We start from the raw sequence: 20,284 nt of genomic DNA on the forward strand, positions 1-20,284 counted from the left end.
ATAAACATTTCCGAGCAAAGCATTTGGAAGGTCTAAGCATCTAGACGAGGGAGGCGGATTAAACATGATAGCCGGGTCGCTGAAGCATTGGACGACTGAACGAAAGTTCGCACACCCTGTACTGCGCAAAGCTATCGATTTTTTGGCAGAGACGGATTTTGGCGTGTTGGAGGCAGGGAAATACCCGATCTGGGGCGATGATATGTTCGCACTGCTTATGGCGAACACAACGAAGCCTAAGGAAGAGCAGCCCGCCGAAAAGCATGAGCGTTTCCTCGATATTCATCTTTTGCTTGAGGGGGAGGAGACGATCGGTTGGCAAGTGCAGGACGGGAATAGTAAGCCATCCGCGCCTTATAACCCGGAGGAGGACTTTGCGCTATTTACGGAGTTGCAGGACGAGACTTTGATCAAGCTAAAGCCAGGCATGTATATGGTGCTGTTCCCGGAAGACATTCATCGGCCGGGAATAACCGAAGCGATAGCCACGGATGTGCGCAAGATCGTTGTCAAAATCAATCAGGATTTACTTTAATGACTTCTATGAGATGACCACTATTTAAAGGGGGCTATATCCATGTTAAAAAGTCGTAAGTTTTCTGTGGTTTCAGCATTCATTTTAATTATCGCCATTTTGGCGGGTTGTTCCGGAAACGGGAACGAAGCAGGCACGAGTCCAAATAAAAGCGAGAACGATGGAGCTAGCGGCAATAAAGAGAAGGTTGAGCTCTCCTTATGGCTCACGCCGCAGTGGAAAGGCGTCTTCGATGCCACTGAAGATAATGCCGACTATGACAGCTTCTTCAAATTTGCGGCAGATAAATTTTCGGAGCAGTACAAAAACTATGATGTAAAAGTAAATGTTCAAGTCGTTGCCGGCGATCAGCGGGACGAGCTGCTTAACGTTAATCTAAACGGCGGAACACCTCCTGATATTTTCTTTGAAAGCGTTTTTGCGATGGGTGACTATGCTCACCGCGGAGCCTTGGTACCGCTAAATGACATCGTTGACGATGCGGCAAAAAGCGATATTGCGCAAGGCTACTGGGATAACGTTACCTTTGGAGATGGGGTTTACTTCTACCCGTTCTCGCAAAATCCCGGCACGCTAGCCTACAATGCTGACATGTTTAAAGCAGCTGGCCTAGAGAAATTTCTTGGTGACGAAAAAGAAATCAAAACATGGACTTTGGCCGAGTACGAGCAGATTTTGGAAGGCTTGAAAACGAAGCTGCCGAAGGACAAATATTCGAATACGTACCCGATGGCGCTTTACGCTTTGAACAATCAAGGCGACACGTGGAATCTAGCTTACCTCAGAATGTTCGGAAACAAGTTCTTTGATGAGCAAGGCAATCTGATTGTTGATGATGAGAGCGGTGTCAAAGCGGCGGAATGGCTGAAGAAGATCTACAGCGCAGGCTACACCAATCCAGGCGCAGAATCGGTATCCTCCAATGATGCGAATGCGATGTTCCAAAATCAACAGCTCGCAATCAGCTTTACCAATGCAGTCCTGTTCAACAATGCAAAAGCGGATATGGAAGCGGGCAAAGCGCCGAAGTTCGATCTTAGGCTTGCCAACATCCCGTCCGAAAACGGAGATCCGCTATCCTTCACTTATGTAATCGGCGCCAGCGTATTCCAGACCGGAGACGAAACCCGCATTCAAGTCGCCAAAGATTTCGTGAAGTTTTTCTCCACTGATCCTGAGCTCGTTAAAGCTTCTAAGAACAGCATTCCTGTAAGAAGCTCCGTAGCATCGGAGTTCAAGGACCAATATCCGCTTTTCGCGGCTTATGATACAAACGCTTCACATATGTTCAACTTCACAGGCAACGTGCCTGGCTATAGCGAGCTTAGACAAGTGCTTTATCCAGAGCTGCAAGCGATCTACATTGGCGAAAAAACGGCTGCGCAAGCGATGAAGGACTACCAAGCAAAGGGCAATGCCGTTATTCAAAAGGCGAAGGAAAACTCAACTCTCTACAAATAGACATCTGCCTGCAACCGAAATCATGTTTCGGAGCCTTGATCGCCTCTTAAGCAATCAAGGCTTCGAATAAGAAAGGTAACGGATAACCATGAAACTACGCAATCATTACTGGAAAGAAAACGTGACCGGCTATCTGTTTATAATGCCTCAATTTCTATTGTTTCTTGTGTTTATCGTGTATCCGATTCTCGAAGGCATACGCCTGAGCTTGTACAAGATTCAATATCAAAAAGAGACGTTCGTAGGTTTAGACAATTACATCACCTTGTTCAACGACCCTGTCTTTTTTAAATCGATTTATAACACTGTTATCTTCGTTGTCTTTATCGTTCTTTTGACCGTAGGGTTTTCATTATTTGTTGCTTCAGCCGTTTTTGACAAAAATGCGAAGTATGTTTCTTTTATAAGAGGAAGCTATTATATCCCGGTTATGGTATCGATGGTCGTCATGAGTATGGTATGGGGGTTCTTGCTTAATCCTGCCAATGGGTTGATCTCTTATGCGGCACGTGAGATGAATTTCAGCACCTTTAATTTGTTAGGCAATAAAAGTACGGTACTGCCAGTGGTCATATTTGTAACCTTCGCGACTAACGTTGGCCAAGCGATTATTCTGTATCTTGCCTCGATGATCGGCGTACCCAAGGATTTATTTGAAGCAGCCGAGGTGGATGGCGCAAGCCGTACAAAAGTTATTTTTCAAATTTTGATTCCTCTTGTCAAACCGACAACGATATATATAACGATCATTAATATTATCGCCGTTCTGAAGATCTTCGTCGTCATCCAGATGCTGACTGGCGGAGGACCGAATAACGCTTCCGTGACCATGATGTATTATCTCTACAACAATGCGTTCAAGTACAATCAACTCGGCGTCGCTTCCGCGGTAGGGGTTATCATGTTCTTCATTACATTGTTATTGTCGGTGCCTCAGCTCAGAGCGATGTTCAAGGATAAGTGAGGGATAAACCATGCTTCAGACGAAAGCAAAGAAAAAGCGGGAAACATACGATGTTATCGCTAATATCATCATTATCATATTCGCCATTCTCAACCTATTCCCATTATATTGGCTGTTTACAAGCTCACTCAAAAATAGCTCGGATGTGCTTAAAATGCCGCCTGATTGGTGGCCTAAAACGTTTACCTTCTCGAATTACACAGAAGTATTCAACAGTCAGCCTGCGCTGCGCTGGACATTAAACAGCTTGTTCGTAGCGGGTTTGACGACCGTACTGGTCGTAATCGCCAGCTCGATGGCTGCGTATGCTTTCTCCAAGCTTCAATTTAAAGGAAAACAAGTAATCTTTATTATCTTCATTTCAAGCCTAATGGTTCCAAAAGAGGTCATGATCGTTCCGTTATTCCGTATTACGCAGGAGCTTGGCATGGTCAACAGCTTGTACGGCATGATTTGGCCGAACGTTGCGACTGCTTTCGGGGTATTCCTGTTAAAAGGATTTTTTGACAGTGCGCCGGACGCTCTCCGCGAAGCAGCAAGAATCGATGGAGCAGGAGAAGTCAGAACATTCTTGCAAATTTTGCTTCCCATTATCAAGCCGGGGATTGGCGCGCTGTTCATTTTGAACTTCGTACAGGTATGGAATGATTACTTGTGGCAGCTCGTTATCGGTCAGGATAAGGAAATGAAAACCTTGATGGTTGGCGTAGCCACCTTGATGCAGGATCTTAATCCTAACTTTGCTTACAAGATGGCAGGCGCTACGGTTGCCGCCATTCCGATGCTCATTATCTTTGTGATGTTCCAGCAATATTTTACAAGGGGCATTTCGATTGGTGCGGTAAAGGAATGAAGCATTATATAGGCATCGATATTGGCGGAACGGATATTAAATATGCGGTGTTTGGCGCTGATGCAGAGCTGCTCTATCATGATTCCATGAAGACGCCTAAAGGGCAGGCCAATATCCGGATACCCGAAGAAACGGCCGGCATTGTCAAGCGGCTGCTGGAAAAGTACGACGGTATTTGTGGAGTGGGCATAAGCACAGCGGGTGTAGTGGACGTAGTAAGCGGCGAAATTGTCTTTGCGGGAGGAACGATCCCCGAATATAAAGGCACGAATCTCAAAAAAACGATTGAAGAGCAATTTGCTCTTCCCACAATCGTTGCCAATGATGTGAATGCGGCAGCTTGCGGCGAAAAGTGGAAGGGAGCGGCCCGAGGCAGCGATCATTTTTTTTGTATAACGCTGGGGACGGGCATCGGCGGCGCTTTATTTTGCGAGGGGCAGCTCGTGGTGGGGAGCCATTTCCGAGCCGGCGAGATTGGGCATTTCTTATTTGATAAGAGCACCCAAACGACCTATGAGCAAAGAGCGTCTACTTCCGCATTGTTAAAAAAAGCCGCGTTAGAGCTTGAACATTTCTCGGGCAGCGGACATGAGCTGTTTGCTAGCGCTAGAATAGGCAACGCACGCTGCGACAGCATTATTGATGCTTGGGCAGAGGAGATAGCAAGGGGCTTAGCGGAAATCATTCTTCTCACAGACCCATCGGTCATTTTGATTGGCGGCGGCGTTTCCGAGCAGAAGGCGTTTCTGCTGGACAAAATCAAATGGCATTTGAACACGTACCTGCCTCCTAATTTCTCCAAGACAGAACTAATTGCGGCAGAGCTTGGCAATCGAGCTGCGCTCTATGGCGCCGTGTATCCTTATTATAAAGAAGAGACGGAGTGAGTGAACGATGAAAACAGACATCATCTCTAAATTTGAAGGTATTTATGTTGCTATGTATTCGGTATACGATGACGCAGGAAATGTGGATCAGGCGCGTGTGAAGAAGCTGGCTAGATATTATGTATCCACCGGTATTAAAGGACTTTATATCGGCGGCAGCTCAGGCGAAGGGATTTTGCAAACAGTAGAGGAACGGAAGCAAGTACTTGAGGCGGTTATGGAAGAAGTAAAAGGGGAATTGACGATTATCGTTCATGTAGGAGCTAATTCTACGCGCGAGAGCGTTGAGCTATCGAAGCATGCCGAACAGGCTGGGGCCGATGTCATTTCTGCTGTTCCTGCCATCTATTACCGTCTGTCGGAGGCGGCCGTAGAAAATCATTGGCAGCAAATGATAGACAGCTCGGAGCTCCCATTTATAATTTACAATATCCCGCAAACGACGGGCTTTAACTTGTCGATCCCGCTGCTTACGAAGATGGCGAAGCAAGAAAAAGTCATTGGCGTAAAAATGTCGGGAGAGAGCACGTTTGAGCTTCAGCAGTTCAAAGAAGCTGGCGGAGAAAACTTCCTCGTATTCAACGGTCCTGACGAGCAGTTTTTGGCGGGCAGAATCATGGGCGCAGATGGCGGCATCGGCGGCACATATGGGGTTATGCCCGAGCTGTTCTGTGAATTGAACCGTTTGTTCGTCCAAAATAAGCTCGCAGAAGCACAGACGCTTCAAAATAAAATCAATGGAATCATTAAGAAGCTGCTAGGTTATCCATCCCTTTATGGCGCATGCAAATATATACTAAGCATTAGAGGCATTGAGACGGGCGAGCCTCGCTTCCCGCTATTGCCTGTTCGCGAAGCGGATCAAGCTTCATTAATTGAGCTGAATAAAGAAATCGAAGCAGCCATTGCCTTTTATGCGAAGGAATAGAGGGGATAACAGATGATGATGGAACAAATCAGCGGCGGACTCGTCGTTTCGTGCCAGGCACTGGAGCATGAGCCTCTGCATAGCTCGTTTATTATGTCCAAGCTTGCTTTGGCAGCCAAGCTCGGCGGCGCGGCAGGGATAAGAGCGAACTCGAAGGCGGATATCATCGCGATTAAGCAGGAGGTTTCGCTGCCTGTTATCGGAATCGTCAAGCGGGACTATGCGGACAGCGCTGTTTTCATTACCGCGACGAAGAAGGAAATCGATGAGCTGCTCGAAAGCGGCTGCGAGATGATCGCTATGGACAGCACGAAGCGCGATCGGCCTAATGGCGAGACATTAGCTGAACTGGTTGCTTATTGCAGGGAGAAGAATCCGGCTATCCTGCTTATGGCAGACATCTCTACGGTGGAAGAGGCGGAACTCGCACAGCAATTGGGCTTTGATTGCGTGTCTACAACGCTCCATGGGTATACGCCGTATACGTCAGCAACGAAATTATATGATCATGACTTTGCCTTTTTGAAATCGGTATTGCAGGCTATTCAAATTCCTGTCATCGCAGAAGGAAATGTTCTTACGCCAGAAATGTACAAGCGCTGCTTGGAGCTTGGAGCAGCCTCCGTCGTTGTTGGCGGAGCAATCACTAGGCCAATGGAAATTACGGCGAGGTTTGTAGCTGCTGCGAAGAGCTGAGAAATCGTTAACGGAGAGAGGACTGACGATACAAGTATCGTCAGTCCTCTCTCCGTGTCTGGCTACTCGCCAACGATTCTAAAATCAATGTTGGCAGGCGGCGGGAACATTGCCTTGGCTTCCGCTAGATGAGTAGAGGTTAACGGTGCATGTTGTTCCGTTGCCAGCTGCTTGGCCTTGTATTTGTACCAGAGCTCGATAATGAGTGTTTCTCCTTCACGAATGACAGCAAACTCCTGTGAAAATAAGCGCTCTACAAATGCATGCTGATCCAGCTCTAGAGCGGCTGCGCCAACAATAATTTGAATGCGGTCGCAGCTCGTGAAAGCTTCCGGCAAGTCTTGGTAGACACGCCATGCTTCTTCATATCGCTCCATGCCAATAAGCAGATTTAAATATTCTTCCGCTAATGCTTGATCGGGGAAGGACTCGGCGATATGGTAGGCGCTCTCCCAATATTTAAGCGCTTGTTCCTTGCGGCCTGCTCGATTCATGGCCTCTGCCAGATTTCGGTATACCCAAACGGATGGCTGAAGTCGGATGGAGTTTTCCCAAGCGGCTATCGCTTCTTCCTCCTTGCCGTTCTCGTAAAGCATCACTCCCAGATGCATATAGGCGTTCCAAGATTGGTTCCGCGCAGATTGCAGGCTAGCCTGCAGCAGGTCGAGCCATTCCTCTTGGATCATCCATGCGCTAGGAACTTCATGAACGCCGCGCTCCGGAAGGCGCCTATCGTTCAGCAGAGCAAGCCAGTCCTCGGCTGTACCGCTCTTGCCTTGCGGCTGCCTGGAGAAATCGAATCCGGCTGGTACGCTGCGATATTCGAGCTTTTCCCTGCGCTGCCTTTCAAGCTCGCCCCATTCGGAGCCGCGAAACAGCGTCTGTTCAGGTGCCCTTTCAGCCTGCGCCCCAAGGGAGCGATGAATGGCCAGCATTTCTTCTTCATCGATATGGCGGTCGACACATTTACGAACATAAGCCTGCGCCTGATGCCAATTTTGCTGGTGGGCAAGCTCCACCTTAATATCAGTCATTCCTATCGCTTGGGTGAAATCCCATTCCGAATGGGCTGGCATATCGAGTCCGTGCAGCTGCGTGGGCGCGAAGCCGCCTTGAATTTCAATATACCGGCCCTCACCGGGACTCGCTAGATAGTCGCACCACCGTCTTCCGCCGGCATGATTGCCCCAGCAAAACATTTTGCGATAGCGCAGCCTAGAGGTTGAGCGCTCGTAGAACATTCTGCCATCCTCATAGGCTACGGCTTCCCAAGGATATTCGATTTTTTCATGCGTTTGGAAAAAATATTCATTCGAGAACGGAAAATTTATCGGATACGAGACGTCTTTATCCGGAACGGTCGGCAGATGGGGCAGCTTGCCTAAGCCGAACCCTTTTATGCTGTGGTCAATATAGATCACTTCATCGGTAGAGGAGAAAATACGGGCTTTGGCGGTTTCCTCTACAGCTATATTCGTCCACCAATACATCGGTACGGTGCGGTTGTTGTCATTGACGATTCGCACATAAATGAGCAGCTTATCCGAACCGGCAGGCAGATGGAAATCGATATGCCAAAACACATTTTTACACCGTTCATAATCATAAATGCGCAGGAAATCATCGCCCCTATCATCCTTCAAAATAGCAGCGTGCACGGGGGAGCAGGTGGTGAACGTATGGCCGAGCTGACCGATATTCCACTCTATGCCTCCTGAGAACCATGCGTTCAAGATGGCCAAATTAGCAGGTTGAAAGACTGGATTCGTATATAGAATATCGCGATTCGTTTTTTTATCGATCAAGGCATACAATCTCCCCCCGTACTGGGGCAAAAAGACCGCCTGCAAGCAATCATTTTCTAAAACAATCGTATCCAATAAAAGCGCAGTCCGCTCTCTCGAATAACGATCCTGCATCCGGTAAGGCAAATAACGCTCGCCAGTCTCATAGCCGAGCTTCGCGCGAAGCTCCTCCGTTAGGGTGCCGTTATCCTTCACATCTCTATGATGGCGGCTGTTGCGAAACATAGGCAGCGGATTATCTGATCCAATCGCTGCGCCTTCCAATCGCAAAGATGATTTATATACACGCAATTTAAACACACCTCCCATATTTCTCAAACATGTTGTTTATATGTAACTCTACCTTCGGTTTGCACAGCAGGAAATGAACTATTTTGAACTAAACCTGCCATATTTTGTTCAGAGCGGCGTTCAAGGAGGAGGTTCTCTTATTCATAACGGATTTATCCAACTATTCACGTTTATGGCTAAATAAAAAATGAGCCTGCTCGTTTATGATAAAGCTAACAGAGACAACGTGAGAGGGGATTTATCGCAGATTGTCGAATTGAAAGGAAAGGCTTCCAAATGCTGCAATGGCTAGTCGCGAGTCAAGCTCTGAAAATTTAGTTGAAGGGGTCCATATGCAAAAAAATTTACGCATGTCCACGATACTTAGACTTTTTTTCATTTTAGTCGTCATCGTACCGGTCATCTTGATTTGCGCGGTCATATTAAACATTTATGAGCGGGATATTCTTCAGCAAAATACGGGACGGTCATTGCAGACCTCGCAAGCGGTAGCCTATTCCGTAAGTCAGGAAATTAACCGGATGGCGGGTCTATTTGCTTCAATCGGGGTGGATCAGGATGTCATATTAACCGTTTTTGACGTCCACCACAAGGAAGGCATTGAGAAGCAGCTAGCCAGCAATAAGCTGAAAATATTGATCGAAAAGTATACGGCGTCCGTATCTGGCCGAGTCCTTTCGGTCAACTTCTTTTTTGATAACGGCAAATCGTACTCCTATTTAAAAAATATGATGAGCGAAGAGTCGACGATCCGTCAGCAGCAATGGTATCACGATACGACAAGCACGCCCAACATCGTCCGTTTTTTAGGCATGCTTCCGAATATGCTGTATGGCAATTATAATCCGTATATTATGGCTGCTGCGCTTTCTCCGAGCGACCCCAATCCTCTTTCTAAATTAGAGATGATTTTGTTTACGTTTGAGAGCGGCGCTTTCGATCGTATTTTGCAATCCCGCGACAACTCTGAATCGGTTCTGCACATCGTAAGCGAGAAAGGCGAGATTATCGCATCAAATACGATTGTGGATAGAGGCAGCTTGATTCCTGGCAACTGGAAAACGGAAATCGGCCATGAGGAGAAGGGCTCTTTCGTCGATGATACGGAGGGCAACCGCAAATTAATAACGTATGCTCGAGTGGATAATTCGAATTGGTATATTGTGCAAATGCTTCCTTACAAGGATTTGCTCGAAAATTACAGGAGCGTCAATTCGTTTGTATGGTTTCTTGCGATTTTGATCATTTTGGCGTTTGTGCTCGTTTCCTTCTATCTCGTATCCAATGTCACGGAGCCGATCAGCGCACTGCTCCGTCAAATGGTCCGCGTTACCGGCGGTGACTTAAATGCAAGATATACCGGATCAGGAAGCTTGGAAATGGTGCGGCTTGGCCATTCCTTTAATTTGATGACGGAACAGGTTAAGGAGTTAATTGATCAGCATGAGCAGCAGGAGATCGAGAAGCGAAAAGCCGAATTTGCCGCTCTTCAGTCGCAAATCAACCCTCATTTTCTAATCAATACGTTAAATTCGATCAAGTATATGGCATTAATCAGCAAAGCAGACAATATTCGCAACATGACGCATGCGTTAACCCGTTTGCTCGCCTCTTCCTTTAATCGCGGCGGGCTGCTGACAACGATAGAGGAAGAAGTCGACCACTTGAAGCATTATTTATATATTATGGAGATTCGTTTCGGCAGGCCGATTCAGACGGAATGGAATATCGACAGCAAAATTTCCCGCCATTATTTGCTCAAGCTGCTGCTGCAGCCTATTTTGGAGAACAGCATTATTCATGGCTTGAAAGAAATCGATTACCCGGGAAAAATCGAAGTTGCCATTCATGCGGCAGAAGACGATTTGCTCATTACGATCGCGGATAACGGAGCGGGCATGCCGGATGAGTTGATGCTTCAAGCTCCTGATAAAGCGCCTAGTTATGCTTTCAGCGGGATGGGGAACCGAAATGTGCACAGAAGAATTCAACTGCATTATGGCGATCGTTACGGTTTGCAATACGAGCCCAACTACCCCCATGGCACGAAGGTGAGAATACGGCTGCCGTTGATTGCTGAACCTGATGAGGAGGAAATGGCCGACATTCCTTTGAAAAAGTAAGCAAGTGTTATGCCGGTGGATGAGTGGAAAACGATGCATAAAAGATCATGTCTGAACCAAAAAGGTCATATCGCTTTGTCTCTTTAACGTGTAAGATGACATTTATATTGCTGAAAGCGCCAACAAGTCTAATCATATTCCGAGCATTATAGGGAGATAAATGAATGAAATTGAGAAAAGGAGTAGGTTCCGCCTTAGTCATTAGCATTATTTTTATAAGCCTGCTTGCCGGTTACATCGGCTATAACAAAATCGAAATCAATAATAAGGTTAATTCATTTGGTGCACATGATTCACAATCAAAGATTGCCTCCAATAAAAATCAGCCAGTCAAAATTAAATTAGGAATTTGGGAATCCAAGACGGATATCGCGTTTTGGACGGAAAAAGTAAAGGAATACTCGGTTATAAAGTCCAATGTAACGGTCGAGGTAGAGACGATTCCGGATAACAGCGGTCAATATTTAAAGGTGCGTTTGGCGGCAAATGATTTGCCGGACTTGTTCTATTTGAAATCAGGCCATCTCACGATTTATAAAGATTCTCTCCTATCGCTGGATGAATTGAATGCGACGGGCAGAAACAAGTACCCGGCCAAGCTGGATGGGCATATATTCGGTCTGCCGCTGGTGTCTTTCTCGGAATACGTCTATTATCACCCTAGTATTTTCAAAGAGGTTGGCGTAGAGGTGCCGCAAACCTATGACGAGTTTATGGCTGTGCTGGAGAAAATCAAATCACATGGCAAATATATACCGATTGCGATCGGAGGGAAGGACGACTGGACCTTTTATCCGTTTATCGAATTTGGCCCTCCTATATTGACGGAGGATGAGCACTATTTGGCTAATCTCGCGAAGCTTAAAAGGCCGTTCGGAGCCGGCTCAGGCTTCGAGAAAGCAGCGAATATGCTGAGAATCATATCGGAGAACAAGCTTGCAGGGGAAGACGCGCTCGCCATCGGGTTCGATCAGGCGACACAATTGTTTCAAACGGGCAAAGCAGCAATGATTGCTCTTGGGCAATGGTATTATACCGATCATATGTCGAAGGTGAGTTCGGATGCGGATATCGATGCCTTCGCCTTGCCTTGGAGAGCAACGACAAAAGAGAAGCTGAAAGCTGTTACCATGCCTGATCAATATATGGCCATCAACAAAAATTCCAAAAACACGGAAGAGACGATTGCATTTCTGGAGTGGATGTTCAGCCGAGAGGTTTATCAAGAATATATTAACTATTCACAGAACTCTTCCACCTTAAATGATGTGACAGCACATCTGCCCTTCTTTAATAAGGTGAATAACCGGCATCCTTTTAATCCGTTTATGTATCAAGGGCTGGATGAGCAATTTGTGAAGCTGAAAAACGCTGCGCAATATGACGAGAAGAAGATGGCGCAACAAATTTTCGCAGGCGCATCCGTAGCTGATATTCTGAGTAAATTGAATGAAAATTGGAGTAAGGCGATTGAATACGTCGAAAGCAACAATATCCATTTTCCATTATATTTTGACAGGTGATATCAAAAGGGGGAAATATGATGGCGAAATACCAAGCTTTCATTATTGACGACGAACCTTTAGCTAGATTGGCACTGCGGGAATATATTTCATTAACTTCAACGGATATCGAAATTGCCGGGGAGGCCGGGGATGGGGAAGAGGCGTTGACGCTGCTGCGGGAACGTCAGGATATCGACATCATTTTAGCCGATATTCAAATGCCGAGGATGAACGGAGTGGAGCTGCTGAAAGCGCTTCGTGACGCTTCACTATCCCGGGAGCCTCTGGTCATTATGCTCAGCGCGTACGGTGATTACAGTTATGTGAGGGATTCGTTTGTTCTTGGCGCCTTCGATTATATGCTCAAAGCGAAATTGGACGAGGCGTATATCGCGCCTGTGCTGCACAAGACGGTAGCGGAATTAAACCGGCGGCAAAGCACCGCAGCAACAATATCTCCCGCTCAGGATGAAGAGGAAATGGTGTGCGCAATCCTTCACCGGCTTTCCTTATCGCATGCTTCAAATCTATCGGATTATGAGCAGGATGATGAGCTAAGGCAAGGATTGGCATTTGTCCGCAATCATTTGGGAGAGAAAAATCAAGAGGTAGCGCTTATCCGATTATCGGAGATCATCCCCTTCGAGCATGTTCATCGCATGGTGCTGCAGACGATACGGACTGTGACCAATACAGACCGGAATGAAGGGGTATGCCGCGTTTGCCGCCATGATGATCGCCATTACACTTTATTTTTTACGTTTCCCGAGCAGTGCAGCACGCTAGCTATACGAAGGCTGACCCAAAGCGTATTAACCGATGTGAAAATAAGGCTGCGCCAGTTTTTGAATCTTAATCTATCGATCGGAATCAGCGATGTCGCAAGCGGCGTCATGCAATGGAACCGGTTGTTTAAACAAGCGGAACGGCTATCCATTCTTAGCTACTATCACGGTTATGACCGATTATTATATCCAGAGGCGGAGCGGCCGTATCGAATTGAAGAGGACGATTGGAAGGAAGAGTGGGCATCATTTAAGCCAGAGCTGCTGCAAGCGTTAAAGGAGGCGGACCATACGCTCTGGAAGCAGCGGATGCAGCATGGTTTAGAGCGGCTGGTTGAGCGGTTTCCCTCTTCGCCTGATGATATCAAGTCAGCGCTTAGTGACCTGATATGGGAGGTGGGATCGCTGATGCACCAAAATGGCGTATCCTGGGAAAAGTTTCATGAGCAGTTTCCCCATCCGATGGAGCATGTGCGCAATTTGGAGACATGGGATGAGACCATACAATGGGTAGAGCTGTTTCTAGAGAAGCTGCATGACAAATTGCATCCCAAATCACGATGCACAGCTAGCTGGCTGAGCCCGGTGGTTGCGAAAGCGAAGTCGATACTTGAGAATCATTTTGACGAGGATATTCATCTATCCAATATTAGCGAGATGGTCGGCGTCAGCGAGAGCTATTTAAGCAAGCAGTTTGCGAAAGAGACAGGTATTAACTTCATTTCTTATTTGACGAATTTGAGAATTGAGAAAGCGAAGGAGGGCTTAGAAAACGGCTTGAAAATATATGATGTCGCGGAAAAAGTAGGGTACGTCAACCCTGAGCATTTCAGCCGAATTTTCAAGAAAGTAACCGGACTTAGCCCAGTTGCCTATCGCAAGGAGAAAGATAAACGTTTTGTCATCTCCTCTTATATGTAGCAGCACCTAAAGTGCCTCCTGATCACGTTAAGTGGTTAGGGAGGCTCTTTTGTTTTTTTCAGGCTTACAGTGGATACCAAGCAGGAGCAAAATAAGACGTTAATGCAAAAATAATCAACTTTACTTCAAAATAGATCATTTGTATCCGTTTCCACGGTCTGTATGATAAAGGGGTCAATAAAACCAAGGGGAGGGATACAATTTGTATCGCAAAATACTGTTGAACACGTTAATCTGTACGATTGGTTCCATGCTGCTGATGACGGCTGCCGGTGCGGAGAAGGCATCTGATTTTGTGATGCGTTCGTCGGTCAAGGAATCTGCCCATGCACAGTTTACGATCACGCTTAGCGGAGAAAACATGAAGGATTTGTACGCGTATGAAGCTAAATTCAAGTTTGATCCGGAACAATTGGAGGTTGTAAAAGCTGAATCAAGCTTCAAAGGATTTTCCGTCTCTCCCATCATTAAAAACAACGAGATTACTTTTGCCCATACGAAGATCGGAAATGTGAAGGGCGAAGCGGGAAATATGGAGATCAGCACGATTACGTTCAAAGCAAAAAAGGCAGGAACCGCCAAGGTGAACTGGACTTCGATGAAAATCATAGATCACGACCTGAAGGATCAAGCCTTTACGCTTAAGGAGTCCATCGATTTCACTAAAATTTTCAGCGATATCGCCGGCCACTGGGCTAAAGACGACATTATGCAAATGGTCGATAAAAACATCGTGGAAGGAATCGATAACGATCGGTTTGCTCCAAACAACCATGTAACCAGAGCGCAGTTCGCAGCCTTGATTGCGAGAGCGCTTGAGCTGAAGGCGGGCAGCGGGAAAAACCCGTTTGCTGATGTGAAGGCAGGCTCATGGTATGAGGATACGGTAAAAAGCGCTTATGCCGCAGGTATTATCAACGGCATTACAAGCCAAACCTTTGCGCCTGATAAAAGCATTACGCGAGAGGAAATGAGCGTCATGCTGATGAGGGCGAAGGCTTACGCTGCCGGGGTTAAAGTAGACAGCCTTAAAGCAGGCAGCTTGAAAGGCTTTAAAGATGAAGGCGAAATTAGCGAATGGGCCAAAAAATCGGCTGGGTTCGCCATTGCTTCTGGATTGTTGAAAGGAAGAACGGCAAGCGCCTTCGCGCCTAAAAAGCAGACAACAAGAGCGGAGTCGGCTGTCGTCATTAAGCGTTTATTGGCAGGCTCTTGATGATACATTTTGTATCGTCATTCGGGCGGTAACGTTAGGGGGGATGCACAAAAAGATACATAGAACAGCTTAGCTTCGTCTGGTTTTCATTAAGCAAAGAGAGGGAGATCGAAGTGAAAAGAAGCACCAAACCGTTTAGCGTTCTTTTGGCCGTGCTGCTTGGCATTCAGCTTTGCATGCCACCTGCCGCTGTACTCGCAGCTGAGACAACTGATGTTTACTTGAAGGATTACAATGACGGCAGCATAGCCGGTTGGACAGCAGGCAAAGGGAATACAGCGTTTACTGCGGATAATGGGGCTGTCAAAGCGGTTACGCAAGGAGCCGTCATCGTCTACGATCAGGATTCGCCGCAATACGCAGATGGCGAATATGAAGTCAAGCTGAAGTTTAACGAGGCGCCAACGAGGTTTGGGCTGGTCTATCGTTATGTGGACAGCAGCAATTACAATGTTATCCAATACGATACGAGCAGCTGGGGCTGGGATTCTGTGAAAGGCGGCGTAGAAACCTACGGCAATATTGCTTCCACGAGTCCAACCTTTGCAGCAGGCAAGCAGTATACGTTTAAGCTGCGTTATGTGAAGGACAGCGTGGAATTGTTTATTGACGGAGCCAGCGTTCTAAGCACAAGCTTGCCGAGCGTGCCTACGGGAGCCGGTAAAATTGGACTTCGCAGCTGGTTTGCCAATAAGACGATTACGATCGACGATCTGAAGGTGACGGAGGCGAAGGTTACAACTCCTGATCCGAAGCCGATTACCGTCATTGATACGCTCGCTTCCGAGCAGATGACCGTCGAAATCGACAAGGAATTCCCGCGGGTGAAAAATTATGTATGGAACAGCAGCGGCGCGGAAATGAAAGGCCAATTAAACGGCTTTAATGAATTGAAAATTAATAACAAGTCCTATTACCCTACGGCAACTGCCTATGCCAAGAGCGCGGCAGCAGGAGACAAGGGTGAAACGGCTGTATACACGCTTCAAATTCCAGAGATTAACGTGGATCTGAAGGTGGCGATGGAATTATCTGATAATGTGCTTAATTTTAACGTTGTTAGCTTAGAGGAAAAGGGCACAGTGAAGGTCAAAACGATCGAATGGCCGAGCCATGACCTTGTATCCGTGCTCGGAACGCAGGCCAAAGCGCAAGAAACGGCTGCTTGGGTAACGGGCGGATGGAATGAAATCAATGAGGAATACAAAGACCTTAAAGCGGGGGCAACCGATGTTAGCGGCGGACGCACATATGCGTTTCTCAATTCCGACCAATTAGCGGCTACGATGATCACGAGCGTCCTCAATGATAACGATAAGGTTCGCGTGAAGGTAGCAACGGATACGCTGCTTGGGACGAAGAAGGCAGCCCTCTCAGGCGGAGCCTTCGTATACCGCGGCAGCGATGTGCTTGATCCCGAGCCATTGCCTTGGGCGAAGGTTATTCTAACGCCGGATGCGAACGGTGACGGCCTCGTCGATTGGCAGGATGGCGCGATCGCTTATCGCCAGCATGCGGAGGTGCCGTTTGGCAGCGAGAAGATTCGCGACAATCTCTCTTATGTGAGCATGAACATCGGCTCGACGACCTCGACTCCTTTCTTGCGCGCATTCGATAACGCGAAGAAAATTTCGAATTTGACGGATGGATTTGGACAAATGATTTTGTTCAAAGGCTATCAAGCCGAGGGCCATGATGATTCGCATCCGGATTATGGCGGCCATATCGGCATACGCCAGGGCGGTATCGACGATTTTAATTACGTGCTGAGCGAAGGCAAAAAATACAATATTCTTGGCGGCGTTCATATCAATGCGACCGAGTATATGCTCGATGCTTACGAAACGAAGATGGAAAATATGACGCAGCCATTAAGCAAGGGCTGGGGCTGGCTCGATCAGGCTTACTATGTCAACAAAACAAAGGATGTGGAATCCGGCGAGTTGAAGCGCCGCCTTGAAATGCTCAAAAGCGATACCGGGGACAATCTATCCTTTGTGTATGTAGATGTCTATTCAGGCGCTGATTACAATGCGAAGAAGCTTTCCGATTATATTAACGGCAACGGCTGGATGCTCGGAACGGAATTTGCCGGACCGCTTCATCAGCAGGCTGCATGGGTACACTGGGGGACGGACCCCGGTTATCCGAATCAAGGCAACAGCAGCCAAATTATCCGTTTCGTGCGCAATCACGTGCTGGATGGATTTTTAACGACGCCATTGCTCAAGGGCAATAAGCAGGTTGGCGTCGGCTATTGGCAAAGCAATTCTGCCTTTAACAGCTACAAGGATACAACAGCAGCATTCTTTAATCACAATTTGCCAACCAAATATATGCAGTATTTCCCGATTACGAAAATGACGGAAAACCGCGTTGAATTTGAAAGCAATGTGGTCGTAGAGCGCCTTCAAGACGGAAAAATACATTTGAGCAAGGATGGCAACGACATTGCGATCATGACGGACAGCAGCAGCATCAGCAATAGTACGGTCTTCATTCCATGGAGCCCGGAAACGGAAGAAAAAATCTATCACTGGAATCCGGCTGGCGGAGCTACGACTTGGAAGGTTCCGGCTTCATGGAGCGATGTGCAAAACGCTCAGCTGTATAAGCTGACGGATCTTGGACATGAGCTGGTAGGCAATGTACAAGTGGCAAACGGCGAGGTGACGCTAACAGCTGAGAAGGGCATCGGTTATGTCCTTTACAAAAAGGCGGCTCCGGCAAACAAGGATATGCAGTGGGGCGATGGCGGGTTGGTCAAAGATCCGAGCTTCGACAGCCAAAGCTTCAATAGCTGGAGCAAATCCTCGACAGCAGCGAATACCGATCATATCCAAATTGTCAAAAACAACAATGCGGAGGATCAGCTGCAGGTGAGCGGACCGGAAGACGCGACGATTGAGCAGACGATCACTGGACTTGAGGTTGGCAAAACGTATTCCGCTTCCGTATGGGTGAAGGAGGACGGAAAACGAAAAATGCAAATCGGCGTGAAGCAAGGAGACTCCGAGGCAGTCAATTATTTGGAGGATACCGAGCACGGCTATTTGTCGCAGCAGCATAAATATTCAGGCGCCAAATTCCAACGGATCAAAGTATCGTTTGATGCATGGAGCGACTCCGCGGCTCTGTCTTTGAAAGTCGAGAAAGGCAGCGGGACCGTAGTGCTTGACGACGTGAGAATATGGGAAAACCCAACCAAAACCGATGCAGGAAACTCCATCCTGTACGAGGACTTCGAGAATGTCGATGAGGGCTGGGGGCCATTTGTTTATTCCAAAACAGGCCCGGTTCGTACTCATTTAGTTGAAAAAGGCGGCAGCCAAATTCAGAGCTATGTGCTGGATGGCAAATGGTCGCTCAAAACGAATGAAGAAGGAACGGGAGAATGGCTGCGGACGCTGCCGCACACGCTCCGGATGAAGCAGGATCATATGTACCATTTGACGATGGATTACAATTCCGATGAGCTGGATATGTACACCGTTGCTGTACGCGTTAATGAGAACGGTGTCGTGCGCGATCTCGTTTCTCAGAATCTAGCGGAAGGAAAAAATACGCTTGATCTTACTTTTGCTACAGAAGGCGCCCAAAACGCATATTTGGCCATTATAAAAAACAAAACAAATAACCAAAAGGAATTAACAGGAACGCTCGTGGTCGATAACATCCGCGTTGACGATGAAGGACCAATCGTACCGGTTGAAGGCGTTCTCGTTACGAGTGTGACGCTTAACAAGCAAGAATTGGAATTGAATAAAGGTGAATCCGCGCAAATGATCGCGCAAGTAAAACCTGCTATCGCCTTCAATAGAACTTTGCAATGGAGCTCAAGCGATACTGAGATTGTCTCCGTGGATCAAACGGGCAAAGTGACTGCGCATGGCATGGGTTCGGCTACGATTACGGCAGCATCAACGGATGGAAGCCAAATAAGCGCAGCTGTATTGATCCATGTCTATGACGCGAATACGCTTATCCCGCAATCGCAAATGACAGCGAGCGCATCCAGCTTCCAGCCGGGCGACGATCCGCAGAATGCGCTAGACGGCGACATTTCAACCTTATGGCATACGAAGTGGAGCCCGGCGCATTTGCCAGAGTCCATTACGCTAGATCTTGGCGGAAGCTACACGATCAATCAATTTAATTACACGCCGAGAACAGGCGCAGTAAATGGCATCATTACTCGTTATAATCTGTCCATTAGTACGGATGGCGTTAACTTCACGCAGGTTGCGAGCGGTGCTTGGACGCGCGACGAGAAGGTGAAGTCGGTAAGATTCGCGGAGGCAGCGGCAACGCACGTGAAGCTTGAAGCGACAGAGGGTGTTGGCAATTTTGCCTCGGCAGCGGAGCTTCATGTGTTCAAGGCGCAGGACCCATCCGAAATTATCGGAGCTACCGGCGTTCAGTTAGACAAGGCGGAAGTAACGCTCAAAGAAGGAGAAACGGCTGAGCTTACGGCAACGGTGCTGCCTGAGAATGCGACGAACAAAAATGTAACCTGGTCGACCAGCAACGATGCGGTCGCTACAGTCGCTGTGCAAAATGGTCATACAGTGGTGACCGCGCTGAAAGCAGGTACAGCGGATATTATCGTAACGACGGTAGACGGGAAATTTACGGCAACGAGCAAGGTCACTGTGCAAAAAGCGGATGTTGAGCTGCTGCCGGCGACGATTCTGATTGGACCGGCAACGGTTACGCCGAAAACGGAATTTGCTGTGAAGCTTGGTCTGCGCAACATTGAACAGAACATTTATGCGCAGGATATTAAGCTTCAATACGACGCTAGCCTCATGGAATATGTAGGAGCAAAGTCGTTGATCCCAGGTGTGAGCATCATCGCTGATCAGGACGAAACACCAGGCGTACTTCGCTTCCTCCTTGCAAGTGAAGGGACAGCGCATGGCGTAACAGGCAATGCGGATGTGCTGGAGCTGGCCTTCCGATCGAAGGAGGCGACAGGGAAGACGAGCGGTACGATTTCCGTAACTGGCGCAGAAATTTCCGATGGAAATGTGGAGCTGACTGCGGCTCCTTCTACGATCAGCATCGAGATTGCGGATGCGGGCATCATTGGCGATGTTACGGGAGACGGCAAAGTGAGCATCGGCGACTTGGCCATTATCGCAGCTCATTATGGCAAAACAACGACCAGTACGGATTGGCAGCAAGTGAAGAAAGCGGATATAAATAAAGACGGCGTGATTGATCTGGAAGACCTTGTTCTTGTAGCAAGAAAAATCGTGGAATAAATTTGACCAACTAGGCTAGCGGCATGATGTGATAGACAGCATTATGC

The 20,284-nt window shown here is 47.5% G+C and carries 13 protein-coding genes; 12 read left to right on the forward strand and 1 reads right to left on the reverse strand.

Translation table 11 applies throughout. From position 1 onward, the window contains the following. Positions 1–64 precede the first annotated feature (64 nt). From HI950_RS13015 to HI950_RS13045, 7 genes are all read left to right on the forward strand, one after another. A complete protein-coding gene (locus tag HI950_RS13015; protein WP_169082335.1) occupies positions 65–535 on the forward strand; it encodes a NanQ anomerase/TabA/YiaL family protein in 471 nt (156 codons plus the stop codon). Positions 536–577: 42 nt separating this feature from the next. Beyond that, the gene (locus tag HI950_RS13020; protein WP_169082334.1) at positions 578–1,996 is read left to right on the forward strand and encodes an ABC transporter substrate-binding protein; all 1,419 of its coding nucleotides are present in this window, start codon (positions 578–580) and stop codon (positions 1,994–1,996) included. 88 nt (positions 1,997–2,084) lie between these two features. Beyond that, positions 2,085–2,960, forward strand: a complete 876-nt coding sequence (locus HI950_RS13025) for a carbohydrate ABC transporter permease (RefSeq protein WP_169082333.1) — start codon at positions 2,085–2,087, stop codon at positions 2,958–2,960. 10 nt (positions 2,961–2,970) lie between these two features. Beyond that, the gene (locus HI950_RS13030) at positions 2,971–3,813 is read left to right on the forward strand and encodes a carbohydrate ABC transporter permease (RefSeq protein ID WP_169082332.1); all 843 of its coding nucleotides are present in this window, start codon (positions 2,971–2,973) and stop codon (positions 3,811–3,813) included. Next, a complete protein-coding gene (locus HI950_RS13035) occupies positions 3,810–4,700 on the forward strand; it encodes an ROK family protein (RefSeq protein ID WP_169082331.1) in 891 nt (296 codons plus the stop codon). The genes HI950_RS13030 and HI950_RS13035 overlap by 4 nt, the downstream gene beginning before the upstream one ends. A 7-nt stretch (positions 4,701–4,707) precedes the next feature. After that, positions 4,708–5,628 (forward strand): dihydrodipicolinate synthase family protein, encoded by a 921-nt coding sequence (locus HI950_RS13040; protein ID WP_169082330.1) that lies wholly within the window; start codon positions 4,708–4,710, stop codon positions 5,626–5,628. Between the two features lie 15 nt (positions 5,629–5,643). Further along, a complete protein-coding gene (locus tag HI950_RS13045) occupies positions 5,644–6,324 on the forward strand; it encodes an N-acetylmannosamine-6-phosphate 2-epimerase (RefSeq protein WP_169082792.1) in 681 nt (226 codons plus the stop codon). 62 nt (positions 6,325–6,386) lie between these two features. Here HI950_RS13045 and HI950_RS13050 read toward each other — a convergent pair whose 3' ends face one another. Continuing rightward, a complete protein-coding gene (locus tag HI950_RS13050; protein WP_169082329.1) occupies positions 6,387–8,420 on the reverse strand; it encodes a DUF5107 domain-containing protein in 2,034 nt (677 codons plus the stop codon). A 332-nt stretch (positions 8,421–8,752) separates the two neighbouring features. On the opposite strand from HI950_RS13050, the gene HI950_RS13055 reads away from it, so the two are divergent. The 5 genes from HI950_RS13055 to HI950_RS13075 all read left to right on the forward strand — a co-directional run bounded on the left by HI950_RS13055 (position 8,753) and on the right by HI950_RS13075 (position 20,237). After that, on the forward strand, positions 8,753–10,543 hold the full coding sequence (locus tag HI950_RS13055; protein WP_169082328.1) for a sensor histidine kinase: 1,791 nt from the start codon (positions 8,753–8,755) through the stop codon (positions 10,541–10,543). 164 nt (positions 10,544–10,707) lie between these two features. After that, complete coding sequence (locus tag HI950_RS13060) at positions 10,708–12,066, forward strand: ABC transporter substrate-binding protein (protein WP_169082327.1); 1,359 nt, start codon at positions 10,708–10,710, stop codon at positions 12,064–12,066. Positions 12,067–12,086: 20 nt separating this feature from the next. After that, entirely contained in the window at positions 12,087–13,754 is a 1,668-nt protein-coding gene (locus HI950_RS13065; RefSeq protein ID WP_169082326.1) for a response regulator transcription factor, read from the forward strand. A gap of 202 nt (positions 13,755–13,956) precedes the next feature. Next, positions 13,957–14,970, forward strand: coding sequence for an S-layer homology domain-containing protein (locus tag HI950_RS13070; RefSeq protein WP_169082325.1), 1,014 nt, complete (start codon positions 13,957–13,959; stop codon positions 14,968–14,970). A 113-nt stretch (positions 14,971–15,083) separates the two neighbouring features. After that, positions 15,084–20,237, forward strand: coding sequence for an endo-alpha-N-acetylgalactosaminidase family protein (locus tag HI950_RS13075; RefSeq protein ID WP_169082324.1), 5,154 nt, complete (start codon positions 15,084–15,086; stop codon positions 20,235–20,237). Positions 20,238–20,284 lie beyond the last annotated feature (47 nt).

Origin of the sequence: Paenibacillus sp. PL91 (assembly GCF_012935325.2) — a bacterium.
In the GTDB taxonomy this organism is placed as follows: domain Bacteria; phylum Bacillota; class Bacilli; order Paenibacillales; family Paenibacillaceae; genus Pristimantibacillus.

Coding starts and splice junctions, on each gene's coding strand:
- HI950_RS13015 (WP_169082335.1), top strand. CDS start 65: ATGATAGCCGGGTCGCTGAAGCATTGGACGACTGAACGAAAGTTCGCA.
- HI950_RS13020 (WP_169082334.1), top strand. CDS start 578: ATGTTAAAAAGTCGTAAGTTTTCTGTGGTTTCAGCATTCATTTTAATT.
- HI950_RS13025 (WP_169082333.1), top strand. CDS start 2,085: ATGAAACTACGCAATCATTACTGGAAAGAAAACGTGACCGGCTATCTG.
- HI950_RS13030 (WP_169082332.1), top strand. CDS start 2,971: ATGCTTCAGACGAAAGCAAAGAAAAAGCGGGAAACATACGATGTTATC.
- HI950_RS13035 (WP_169082331.1), top strand. CDS start 3,810: ATGAAGCATTATATAGGCATCGATATTGGCGGAACGGATATTAAATAT.
- HI950_RS13040 (WP_169082330.1), top strand. CDS start 4,708: ATGAAAACAGACATCATCTCTAAATTTGAAGGTATTTATGTTGCTATG.
- HI950_RS13045 (WP_169082792.1), top strand. CDS start 5,644: ATGATGGAACAAATCAGCGGCGGACTCGTCGTTTCGTGCCAGGCACTG.
- HI950_RS13055 (WP_169082328.1), top strand. CDS start 8,753: ATGCAAAAAAATTTACGCATGTCCACGATACTTAGACTTTTTTTCATT.
- HI950_RS13060 (WP_169082327.1), top strand. CDS start 10,708: ATGAAATTGAGAAAAGGAGTAGGTTCCGCCTTAGTCATTAGCATTATT.
- HI950_RS13065 (WP_169082326.1), top strand. CDS start 12,087: ATGGCGAAATACCAAGCTTTCATTATTGACGACGAACCTTTAGCTAGA.